Consider the following 10392-nt stretch of genomic DNA (forward strand, 5'->3'; position numbering starts at 1 on the left):
ACCGGTCTCCGTTACTCGTTCGGCCGTGACCTATGCCACGTCGGCGTGCGAGTGGTGGTGCTCCTCCACGTGCAGCGAACGCATCGACGCCGCACGCGCCGCAGCGCGCTCCGACCGCGCCGGCACGCCGTTCACGCTCTCCGTGCTCATCGCGTACGACGCCGTCACCCACGCCAACGCGTCGGAGTTGCGGTCGAGGGCGACGCGGTCCACGTTGCCCAGGTTGTCACCGGAGCCGTGGTAGTTCGGGTCGTAGGCGACACCGGCCGTGCCACCCCACTTCGCCGCCTGCGCCTCGGTCTTGACGCCCTCGGCGCCCGTGAACAGACCACCGGCCGGGATGCCCTGCAGGATGAACTCGCCGTAGTCCGAGCGGCCGGTGAAGTCGGTGCCCTCGGTCTGCACGGCCTTCTCGACCGTCAGGTACTCCACGAACGCCTGCTCGATCTGGGCCGAGCCGTACGGGCCCGCGCCCGCGCCGACACCGTCGGAGTTGTCGCCGTCGTAGACGAAGTACGCCGCGTTGGGCGAGCCGATCATGTCGAAGTTCAGGTACAGCGCGATGTCGAGCTGCTGCTCGAACGTCAGCGCCTGCACGTACTTCGTCGAGCCGACCAGGCCGAGCTCCTCCGCGCCCCACCAGCCGAAGCGGACCGCGTTGTTCACCTTCGGCGAGCCGCCGAGCTTCAGCGCGGTCTCCAGCAGGCCCGCGGAACCGGTGCCGTTGTCGTTGATGCCCGCGCCGTTCCCGACGCTGTCGAGGTGGGCGCCCGCCATCACGACGTTGTCCGTGCGGCCGGTCTTCGTCTGCGCGATCACGTTGCGCGAGACGCGGTCCTCCTCGTGGTAGCGCAGGTCGACGGTCACGGCCTGGCCGCCGAGCTGGGCCAGCGCGTTGCCGTCGGCCTGGGTGACGCCACCGGTGGGCACGAGGCCCGGCGCGCCGAGCGTGACGCCCGCCAGCGTGCCCTCGCGGTTGTTGGAGATGATCACCGCGATGGCGCCCGCGGCGGCGGCGTTGCGGTGCTTGACGTCGAACGTGCACGAGCCGCGGCGGATCAGGGCGATGCCGCCGGTGAAGTCCTGCCCGGCGAAGTCGGTCGCCTCGCAGCCCGGCGTCGCGTCCTCCGGCACGACCCGCAGCGGGCCGGTGACGCCGCCGACGGGCGTCTGCGGCGAGAACTCGAGCGGGATGTTCTCGTACGTGGTCGAGCCGACCTTCGCGATCGCGGCGTCGGTGATCTGCACCGGGTAGGTGAACTCCGGCGTGGTCACGTCGAAGCCCGCGCCGCGCAGCTTGCCCGCCACGTACTCGACGCTGGCGTCGTAGCCGGTCGTGCCCGCCGCGCGGTTGCCACCGTTGCGGTCGGCGATGCGCTGGAAGGCGATCAGGTGGCGGTTGACCCCATCCGCGGTGACGTTCTTGGTCAGGTTCTTGGCCAACCTCGGCCCGTCGAGCGTCGAAGCCGACGCGACGTTGACGGCCGGAACGGCGACCAGCGCGAGGGACGCGGACGCCGCGAGGATCGCCGCGCGTCGAATCCCGGTTCTAGCTGACATGATCGAGTTCCCCTTCGCTCGGATGCCGAACCCTCACAAGTCGCCGGGGCGAGCGCAATCCGTCACTCGGTGGGTTCGCGCCCTGTGAGCAGGGGCAAGCACGGCGTGACGCCGGTCACCGCCAGGGTCCAGTCGGGTCGCCGGAACGTGCCGGGGGTGACCAGCAGGCGGGTCTGCTGAGCCGGTTCGCCCCGCCTGACCTGGGTGAACGTGCCGTCCGGCCGGTAGCCGAGCTTGCGGCTCACACCGTGCGAGGCGAGGTTGTCGTCGAACGCGCTCGACCGCGCCGCCACCGCGCCGAGGTGGTCGAACGCGAACATCAGCACGGCAGCCCGCATCTCGGTGCCGATGCCGCGCCCTTGGTGCCGCAGCCCGATCCAGGAGCCGCTGGTGACCTCGCGCAGGACCGGGAAGCCGTCGGCGCCGAGCGACTGCTCGCCCACCACGTCGCCGTCCAGGCGCACGATGAAGCTCAACGTCCACCGTTGCGTCGAGAGCGTCGAGCGCACGCGCCAGTAGTGCTGGAGGGTGTTGATGCCGAGCCGCTCGCGCGGCGCGTCGGTCCACTCCACGCCGAACGGCATCCGATCCGGTGGGTGGACGCCGTCGAGCGCCAAGTCCGCGAGCTCGGTCAGGCTCTCGTCGTCGTCGGGGCGCAGTTCGAGGCGCGGTGTGCGCAGCACCAGGTTGCGGAACGGCCAGTGGTCCATGCCCGCCGATGGTGGCGATCGCGCGTGCGGCGTGCGACCGGATTACCTTCGGGCCATGCGCGCGATCACCATTCGTGAACCAGGCGGTCCGGACGTGCTGGCGTGGACGGAGGTTCGGGACCCCGAACCGGGACCCGGCGAAGTGCTGCTGGACGTGGCCGCGACCGCCGTGAACCGGGCCGACCTGCTGCAACGCCAGGGCCACTACCCGCCGCCGAAGGGCACGTCGGACGTGCTGGGACTGGAGTGCTCGGGCACGGTCGCGGCGCTCGGCGACGGCGTCACCGACTGGCAGGTCGGCGACGAGGTGTGCGCTCTGCTGGCCGGTGGTGGCTACGCGGAACGGGTCGTCGTCCCCGCCGCCCAACTCCTGCCGCTGCCGGCGGCCGTCGACCTCGTGACGGCGGCGTCGCTGCCCGAGGTGGCGTGCACGGTGTGGTCGAACGTGGTGATGGTCGCCGGTCTCCGGAGCGGTGAGACGTTCCTCGTGCACGGCGGTGCGGGCGGCATCGGCACGCACGCCATCCAGGTCGCCAAGGCGCTCGACGCGCGCGTGGCCGTCACGGCGGGGTCGGCGGAGCGGTTGCGGCGGTGCGCCGAGCTGGGCGCGGACGTCCTGGTGAACTACCGCGAGCAGGACTTCGTGGCCGAGGTCGGTCGGGCGGACGTGGTGCTGGACAACATGGGCGCGGCCTACCTGGGCCGCAACGTGGACGTCCTCGCCCCGGACGGCCGACTGGTGATCATCGGGATGCAGGGCGGGGTGAAGGGCGAGCTGAACATCGGCAAGCTGCTGTCGAAGCGCGCGAGCGTGACCGCGACGGGTTTGCGGTTCCGACCGGTCGACGGGCCGAGCGGCAAGGGCCGCGTCGTGGCCGAGGTGCGCGAGCACTTGTGGCCACTGATCGCTTCCGGCCGCGTCAAGCCGATCGTGCACGACGTGCTGCCGATCGAACGCGCCGCCGACGCCCACCGCGCACTAGAGGGCGGCGAGGTGTTCGGCAAGCTGGTTCTGACCGTCTGAGCGCGATGTGCGTCTGAATGCCCTGAGTGCGAATGGACAAAAGATCAAAAGCGTCCTCGCCGGACGGGCAGAGCCCATAGCCACACCGCCCGCGCCGGGCCCGTCGCCACCGGTCACTGGCAAGTTCTTCCCGAAAAGAAGGGCTTCGTGTCATCCCGCCGACCCGACAAAGCCCTACCGCACGCGGTAGCCCGGAGGGAGGTCGGTGGGATGACACGAAGCCCGACCCACAACGGACCCGGAACAGGACCGCCAAAGCAGGGGTCATCCCGCTGATCTGCCCGTCCGGCGAGGACATGCTTTCAAGCTCTTAAGCTCTACTTTCAACACTCAACACTTTCCCGCGACACACTCTCCCGCGACTTCAGTCCAACGCCGTCGCCGTAGCCAAGAACGTCCGGGGCGTCGTCCGGAACCGCAACGCGAACTCCTCGGCCCACCGCACCAGCACGGTCTGCTCACCGGGCCGTTCGGCGTCATCCACCAACACCGCCGCGCCGGGAGCGAGCACACCCCGCAGCACGGGCAGCGCCGGATACCGCGCATCCCCCAACAACGGACCGTCCACCAGCAGCAAGTCCACCAGCCCGTACCGCTCCACGTACGCCGACACCTCGTCGTGCACGAGCTGGGGGTGGTACCACTGCGCGTTCCCGAGCGCCGCCGGGTGAGGCGTCAAGGGCGCGTGCACGACCCGCGCCACGTGCCCCAATCCCTCCCGGCGCAGCTGGCTGGCCACGAACGCCGCCGTGCGCTCGTCGTGCTCGACCGACAGCAAGTGCCCGAACCCGCGCCGCGCGAGCAGCCGGGCCAGCACCACCGAGGACGCGCCGCACCCGCACTCCACCAGCACGGTCCGCGAACCGAGCAGCACCTCGTCCACCACGGCCGCGAGCGCGGCGGGGCGCAGCTCGTGCGCCGTGTTGGGCAGGTACTCCGACATCAGGGGCGCCAGCCGGTGCAGTGCGGCGAGGTCGGCGAGCTCCCGTGACAGCAGGTCGTCCACCCAGCCCCCCGGTCTCAGCGCCACCCGACCTCAGCCGAGCTCGGCGACCGCCCGCACGAGCTCGTCCACTTCCACCGCGTTCGTGTAGTGCGCCAGGCCGACGCGGATCGCTCCGCCGACCTCGCCGACGCCCAGCACCGAGAACACGCCGTGCTGTCCCGAGTCGGCGAACGCGCACACGCCGCGCTCGGACAGGTGCTCGACGCCGTCGGTCGCCTTCACGCCGGCCACCGTGAACGCCAGCGCGGGCACCCGCCGCATGGCGTCGCCGATCACCATGACGTGACGGAGCGATCGCAGTTCGTTGATGAGATTAGCCAGAAGTCCGGCCTGGTACGCCTTCACCGAACTCAACGACGTGAGCACGCGCTCGCGTCGCGGGCCCACCGCGGCGTCGTCCAGACCGGCCAGGTACTCGACGGACGCGACCAGACCGGCCAGCAGCGGGTAGGCGTGCGGGCCCAGTTCCAGGCGTTCGGGACCCCGCGCGCCCGGCTCGACGGCGACCGACGGCAGCAGGTCGAGCATCGACGGGTCGCGGAACACCAGCGCGCCGACCGGCGGCCCACCCCAGTTGTTCGCCGACACCGCCACCACGTCGGCGTCCATCGACGTGATGTCGAGCGGCACGAACGGCGCGGCCGAGGAGGCGTCCACGACGACCAGCGCGTCCGTGCGGCGGGCGGCCTCGGCGATCTTGCGCAGGTCCGGTCGGGTGCCGACGGAGCCGGACGCGGCCGTCACCGCGACGAGCTTGCACTTGGGCGTGACCAGGTCGTCGTACTGCCAGGCGGGCAGCTCGCACGTCTCGATGTCGACCTCGGCCCACCGCACCACGCTGCCGGTGCGCTGCGCGGCCCGCTGCCACGGCGCGATGTTGCCCGAGTGGTCCAGCCGCGACACCACGACCTCGTCGCCGAGGAACCAGCCCTCGGACAGCGCGTCGGCCAGCCGTTGCAGCAGCACCGCGGAGCTCGGGCCGAGCACGACGCCCGCCGGGTCGGCGCCCACGAGGTCGGCCACCGCGCGCCTGGCCGCGTCGACGATGGCCTCGGCGCGTTGCGAGGCGGGGAAGATGCCACCCGGCCCGGAGACGGGTGCGCGCAGCGCGGTGGAGACGGCCGTGGCCACCTGTTCGGGTACTTGCATCCCCGCAGGAGCGTCCAGGTGAACCCAGCCGTCGCCGAGCGCGGGGAACAGCCCACGGACCCGGGCGACGTCGAACGCCATGCCGCACACCGTACGGAGGACGTCGGCACGAGCGACAGCAGGGGCCGAGGGTTTGCCACCCGATCTGTGACCCGGTTCGGCGTCCGCCACCCGATCGGGCCAGGATGGGACGCATGAGCGAGGCACCCCGAGATGATCAGCTGGAGAACGAGCGGCACGTGGTCGTGGTCGGCCCGGACGGCACGCCGGTGGGGACCGCGCGGGTGCCGTCCGGCGACGACGCGGGCGGTCAGGACGTGACCGACCTGGTCGAGCAGCCGGCGAAGGTCATGCGCATCGGCACGATGATCAAGCAGCTGCTGGAGGAGGTGCGCGCGGCGCCGCTCGACGAGGCCAGCCGCAACCGCCTCAAGGAGATCCACAAGCGGTCCATCGACGAGCTCGAGGACGGGCTGGCGCCGGAGCTGCGCGATGAGCTGGAGCGGCTCTCCCTGCCGTTCACCGAGGAGGGCACCCCGTCCGACGCGGAGCTCCGGATCGCCCAGGCGCAGCTCGTGGGCTGGTTGGAGGGTCTGTTCCACGGCATCCAGACGGCCCTGTTCGCCCAGCAGATGGCAGCCCGCGTCCAGTTGGAGCAGATGCGCGGCCGTGCCCTGCCCGCCGGCTCCGGCGGCGCCGACCACGAGGGCGGTCCGCACATCCGGGGGACTGGTCAGTACTTGTAACGTTCCGGTGCGGCGTTGAGGTCGCGGGGCTGGACAACGGGCACCGCGCTGCCCGACCGTGTTCACCGCCACACCCGCGAGAGGAGCCGACAGGTGCTCGACAAAGTCCGGCACAGCCCGATGGTCGAAGAGGTCCGCAAGCGCGTGCGCGGCAAGATCCTGCGGGTCATCGACGACGCGGTGCGCCCCTACCACCGGGAGCAGGCCGAGCGGATCGCCCAGCTCCAGCACCAGGTGGAGGAGCTGCGCAGACAGGCGGACCGCGCGGTCGACGCCACGATCCAGTACGAGATCCGGGCCCGGCGCGACCTGGTGTTCGCCGGCGAGCAGGAAGCGGCCAAGGAGAGCGCGCGGTTCATCCGCGAGCACCTGCCCACCGCGCCGCACTTCGGGCACCCGCACGCCACCCTGGAGCACGCCCTCGGCCTGGTCTCGGCCGAGGGCATGGCGCTGGAGTTCGGGGTCTACACCGGCGGCACGCTGAAGCTGATCGCCACCGCGTTCGAGGGCCGCGACGTGTACGGCTTCGACTCGTTCGAGGGCCTGCCCGAGGACTGGCGCAACGGCTTCCCGGCCGGCCTGTTCGGCATGGACGGCCTGCCCGACGTGGACGGCGCGGAGCTGGTCGTCGGCTGGTTCGACGACACCCTGCCCGGCTTCCTCGAGGAGCACACCGGCCCGGTGTCGTTCCTGCACGTCGACTGCGACCTGTACTCGTCGACCAAGACCGTGCTGGACCTCGTCGGCCCCCGGCTGGCGCCCGGCAGCGTGATCGTCTTCGACGAGTACTTCAACTACCCGGGCTGGCGGGACCACGAGCACAAGGCGTGGTCCGAGTACGTCGCCCGCACCGGGATCGAGTTCGACTACTGCGGGTACACGTACGATCACGAACAGGTGATCATGAAGGTGACCGGGGTGCCGGAGGCTCCGCAGCAGGGGTGACCGCACCGTGACAGCCCGGCGACAGGGTCACCACCCCGTCGCCGGTAGTCTCCTTACTCGTGCAACCCACCAGTACGGTCGAGCGACCTCCCGCTCCCCTGGCACCCAACTCGCGCACCTTCGCGCGCGCGTTCGGCGACGTGCGCGACGCCTGGCGGCAGCGGGAGCTGTGGGGCCACCTGGGGTGGCAGGACATCAAGCAGCGGTACCGCCGGTCGGTCATCGGCCCGCTGTGGATCACGATCTCCATGGGCACGACGGCGCTCGCGCTCGGCCTGCTCTACTCCCAGCTGTTCAACCAGGAGCTGGGCACGTTCCTGCCGTACGTCACGGCGGGGTTCATCATCTGGCACTTCGTCCTCGGGGTGGTCACCGAGGGCACCGAGGTCTTCATCGCCAACGAGGGCCTGATCAAGCACCTGCCCGCGCCCATCACGGTGCACGTGCTGCGCATGGTGTGGCGCCAGACGCTGTTCCTCTTCCACAACCTGGTCGTCTACCTGGTCGTCGTCGTGATCTTCTTCCCGACGCTGACCGAGAGCTACCGGATGGAAGGCGACAAGGTCCTGCAACCCGGCCTGTCGTGGACCGTGCTGATGGCCATCCCCGCCCTCGCCCTCGTGGTGGTCAACGCGGTGTGGGTCGCGCTGCTGTTCGGCATCATCAGCACCCGGTTCCGCGACATCCCGCCGGTGATCAGCAGCTTCATCAACCTGATCTTCTTCATGACGCCGATCGTGTGGCACGTCGGCGTGCTCAACAAGGTCACCAACGCCCAAGAGGGCGAGGACGGCGGCTGGCGCATGCTGATCGCCGAGCTGAACCCGATCTACCACTACGTGGAGATCGTCCGCGCCCCCATGCTCGGTCACGTGCAGGACTGGCACCACTGGGTGGTCGTCGGCGCGTTCACCGTCGTGGGCTGGGGACTGGCGCTGATCGCGATGCGGAACTACCGTGCCCGCGTCTCCTACTGGGTCTGAGTGAGGCCGCAAACACATCATGGTCAGCATCGACGTCTGGAACGCCTCGGTCGACTTCCCGATCTTCGACGCCAAGTCGAGGTCGCTGAAGAAGCTCGCGCTGGGCAAGGTCGGCGGCAAGATCGGCTCCGAGGGCCGCGTCCCGATCATCGAAGCCCTGCACGACATCAACATCTCGCTGCGGCACGGTGACCGGGTCGGCCTCGTCGGCCACAACGGCGCCGGCAAGTCGACGCTGCTGCGGCTGCTCGCGGGCATCTACGAGCCCACGCGGGGCAGCTCGCGCGTCGTCGGCAAGGTCGCGCCCGTGTTCGACCTCGGCGTCGGCATGGACCCGGAGATCTCGGGGTACGAGAACATCATGATCCGCGGCCTCTTCCTCGGCATGAGCCGCAAGGAGATGGAGAAGCGGGTCGACGACATCACCGAGTTCACGGAGCTCGGCGACTACCTGCAGATGCCGCTGCGCACCTACTCGACGGGCATGCGGGTGCGGCTGGCGCTGGGCATCGTGACGTCGATCGACCCGGAGATCCTGATCCTGGACGAGGGCATCGGCGCGGTCGACGCCGCGTTCATGGCCAAAGCGCGGGACCGGATGAACGACCTGGTCAAGCGGTCGGGCATCCTGGTGTTCGCGAACCACTCCGACGACTTCCTCGCCGAGTTCTGCACCACGGCGATCTGGATGGACGAAGGCAGTGTCAAGATGCAGGGGTCGCTCCGGGACGTGCTCACCTCCTACAAGGGACGTGACCCGTTCGAGAACATGGCCCCGGAGACGCTGGAGCGGATCGGTCAGCCGCGGGTGCTGAGCGGGAACGGTGGCGAGTAGGTGAGCGTCGTGGGCGCACTGCCGCAGGGCTCCGTCGTCGGTGTCGTGGTGACCCGGCACCGGCGGGAGCTGCTGGCCGACTCGTTGAAGGTGCTGGCGTCGCAGACCCGGCCGCTCGACCACCTGGTGGTCGTCGACAACGGGCCCGACCAGCCGGTGGACGACCTGGTCGCGCAGTGCCCGATCCCGACCACCTACCTCGCCTCGCACCGCAACCTGGGCGGCGCGGGCGGGTTCGCGCTGGGGATGCTGCACGCGCTGTCGCTGGGCGCGGACTGGCTGTGGCTCGCCGACGACGACGGGCGGCCCGCCGACGAGACCGTGCTCGCCGTGCTGCTGGAGGAGGCGCAGCGGCGCAAGCTGGCCGCGATCTCGCCGGTGGTGACGAACATCGAGCGGCCGGAGAAGCTCGCGTTCCCGTTGCGGCGCGGGTTGACGTGGAAGCGGAACGCGGCCGAGCTGGGCACCGACTTCCTGCCGGGCATCGCGTCGCTGTTCAACGGGGCGCTGTTCAAGGCGTCGACGGTGGACGTCATCGGCGTGCCGGACTACCGGCTGTTCTTCCGGGGCGACGAGGTGGAGATCCACCGGCGGCTGGTGCGCACCGGCCTGCCGTTCGGCACGTCGTTGAAGGTCGCCTACCTGCACCCCGACGGGTCGGACGAGTTCAAGCCGATGCTCGGCGGCCGGTTCCACGCGCAGGACCCGGAGAACGAGATCAAGCGCTACTACACCTACCGCAACCGGGGTTACCTGCTGGCGCAGCCCGGCATGCGGAAGCTGGGCCTGCTGGAGGCGTTCCGGTTCGGGCTGTACTTCATCGGCGTGCGGCGCGACCCGAAGGCGTTCCTGGAGTGGTTGAAGCTCGTGCGCCTGGGCCAACGGGAGCGCTTCTTCCGCAAGTGAAGGTCCGGTTCAGCTCGGCGCGGAATCGCTGACGGCGAACCCGTCTTGCCTGGTCAGGTGGCCGGTGGTGGGCTGGGCGCCATGACTTCTGAAGCGCGTAAGACGGCACTGGTCCTGCACCTGGCCGCGAACCCGAACCCGATCTCGATCAAGGTTTCCGCGGAGACCGCCGAGGATCTCGGGTCGAGGTTGATCCAGGTCGTGCGGAATGGCCACACGCAGTCCATCCGGACTGCCGATGACAAGGAGTTCGTGGTCAACTTCAGCCACGTCGTAGCCGCGCACTTCGAGTAGGCCCGGTCGATGTCGGTCGAAGTCCGCGGTCACGCGCCGGGTCCGTCGTGGTCGGGTTCCAGGTCATCGCGGACAGCCGGAGCCGCACCCTGAGCGCGGGTCCGGGACCGGGGTGGTCGCCGCCAGGGCCTCGCCGATGGGGGGGGGGGGCGGGGGGGGGCCCCGGCGGGGAGTTGGGGGTGGTGGTGGGGCGTGGGGGGGCGGGCCGCCGGGGGGGGGGGGGGGCCCGGTTGT

General features: G+C 70.4%; 11 protein-coding genes. 7 read left to right on the forward strand and 4 right to left on the reverse strand.

What is annotated here, in order from left to right:
* Nucleotides 1-30: 30 nt before the first annotated feature.
* Both AB0H12_RS40515 and AB0H12_RS40520 read right to left on the reverse strand, forming a co-directional pair.
* Complete coding sequence (locus tag AB0H12_RS40515) at nt 31-1560, reverse strand: M28 family metallopeptidase (protein WP_499630587.1); 1530 nt, start codon at nt 1558-1560, stop codon at nt 31-33.
* A gap of 62 nt (nt 1561-1622) precedes the next feature.
* Nucleotides 1623-2270 (reverse strand): GNAT family N-acetyltransferase, encoded by a 648-nt coding sequence (locus AB0H12_RS40520; protein WP_499630590.1) that lies wholly within the window; start codon nt 2268-2270, stop codon nt 1623-1625.
* 55 nt (nt 2271-2325) lie between these two features.
* Between AB0H12_RS40520 and AB0H12_RS40525 the strand changes: the two genes are divergently transcribed.
* Nucleotides 2326-3294: an NAD(P)H-quinone oxidoreductase gene (locus AB0H12_RS40525; RefSeq protein ID WP_499630593.1), complete on the forward strand. Its 969-nt coding sequence runs from the start codon at nt 2326-2328 to the stop codon at nt 3292-3294.
* A gap of 364 nt (nt 3295-3658) precedes the next feature.
* Here the strand turns inward: AB0H12_RS40525 and AB0H12_RS40530 are convergent, their stop codons facing one another.
* The gene (locus tag AB0H12_RS40530) at nt 3659-4324 is read right to left on the reverse strand and encodes a class I SAM-dependent methyltransferase (protein WP_230569338.1); all 666 of its coding nucleotides are present in this window, start codon (nt 4322-4324) and stop codon (nt 3659-3661) included.
* A 6-nt stretch (nt 4325-4330) separates the two neighbouring features.
* Nucleotides 4331-5530 carry a cysteine desulfurase-like protein gene (locus AB0H12_RS40535; protein WP_499630597.1) on the reverse strand — a complete coding sequence of 400 codons (1200 nt, stop codon included), beginning with the start codon at nt 5528-5530 and terminating at the stop codon, nt 4331-4333.
* A gap of 104 nt (nt 5531-5634) precedes the next feature.
* Here AB0H12_RS40535 and AB0H12_RS40540 point away from each other — a divergent pair, with 104 nt between their 5' ends.
* The 6 genes from AB0H12_RS40540 (at nt 5635) to AB0H12_RS40565 (ending at nt 10158) form a co-directional block, all read left to right on the forward strand.
* Nucleotides 5635-6195, forward strand: a complete 561-nt coding sequence (locus AB0H12_RS40540) for a bacterial proteasome activator family protein (RefSeq protein ID WP_499630601.1) — start codon at nt 5635-5637, stop codon at nt 6193-6195.
* Nucleotides 6196-6288: 93 nt separating this feature from the next.
* Nucleotides 6289-7140, forward strand: coding sequence for a class I SAM-dependent methyltransferase (locus AB0H12_RS40545; RefSeq protein ID WP_499630604.1), 852 nt, complete (start codon nt 6289-6291; stop codon nt 7138-7140).
* A 59-nt stretch (nt 7141-7199) separates the two neighbouring features.
* Nucleotides 7200-8123, forward strand: coding sequence for a galactan export ABC transporter permease subunit Wzm/RfbD (gene wzm / locus AB0H12_RS40550; protein ID WP_499630607.1), 924 nt, complete (start codon nt 7200-7202; stop codon nt 8121-8123).
* A gap of 19 nt (nt 8124-8142) precedes the next feature.
* Nucleotides 8143-8958: a galactan export ABC transporter ATP-binding subunit Wzt/RfbE gene (wzt, locus tag AB0H12_RS40555; protein WP_230569343.1), complete on the forward strand. Its 816-nt coding sequence runs from the start codon at nt 8143-8145 to the stop codon at nt 8956-8958.
* Between the two features lie 9 nt (nt 8959-8967).
* Nucleotides 8968-9864: a galactofuranosyltransferase GlfT1 gene (gene glfT1, locus AB0H12_RS40560; RefSeq protein WP_230569344.1), complete on the forward strand. Its 897-nt coding sequence runs from the start codon at nt 8968-8970 to the stop codon at nt 9862-9864.
* A gap of 81 nt (nt 9865-9945) precedes the next feature.
* Nucleotides 9946-10158, forward strand: coding sequence for a hypothetical protein (locus AB0H12_RS40565; protein ID WP_230569345.1), 213 nt, complete (start codon nt 9946-9948; stop codon nt 10156-10158).
* The last annotated feature ends 234 nt before the right edge of the window (nt 10159-10392 follow it).

This window comes from Actinosynnema sp. NPDC023794, from assembly GCF_040639675.1.
GTDB lineage: Bacteria > Actinomycetota > Actinomycetes > Mycobacteriales > Pseudonocardiaceae > Actinosynnema > Actinosynnema luteola.

Coding starts and splice junctions, on each gene's coding strand:
- AB0H12_RS40515 (WP_499630587.1), bottom strand. CDS start 1,560: ATGTCAGCTAGAACCGGGATTCGACGCGCGGCGATCCTCGCGGCGTCC.
- AB0H12_RS40520 (WP_499630590.1), bottom strand. CDS start 2,270: ATGGACCACTGGCCGTTCCGCAACCTGGTGCTGCGCACACCGCGCCTC.
- AB0H12_RS40525 (WP_499630593.1), top strand. CDS start 2,326: ATGCGCGCGATCACCATTCGTGAACCAGGCGGTCCGGACGTGCTGGCG.
- AB0H12_RS40535 (WP_499630597.1), bottom strand. CDS start 5,530: ATGGCGTTCGACGTCGCCCGGGTCCGTGGGCTGTTCCCCGCGCTCGGC.
- AB0H12_RS40540 (WP_499630601.1), top strand. CDS start 5,635: ATGGGACGCATGAGCGAGGCACCCCGAGATGATCAGCTGGAGAACGAG.
- wzt (WP_230569343.1), top strand. CDS start 8,143: ATGGTCAGCATCGACGTCTGGAACGCCTCGGTCGACTTCCCGATCTTC.
- AB0H12_RS40565 (WP_230569345.1), top strand. CDS start 9,946: ATGACTTCTGAAGCGCGTAAGACGGCACTGGTCCTGCACCTGGCCGCG.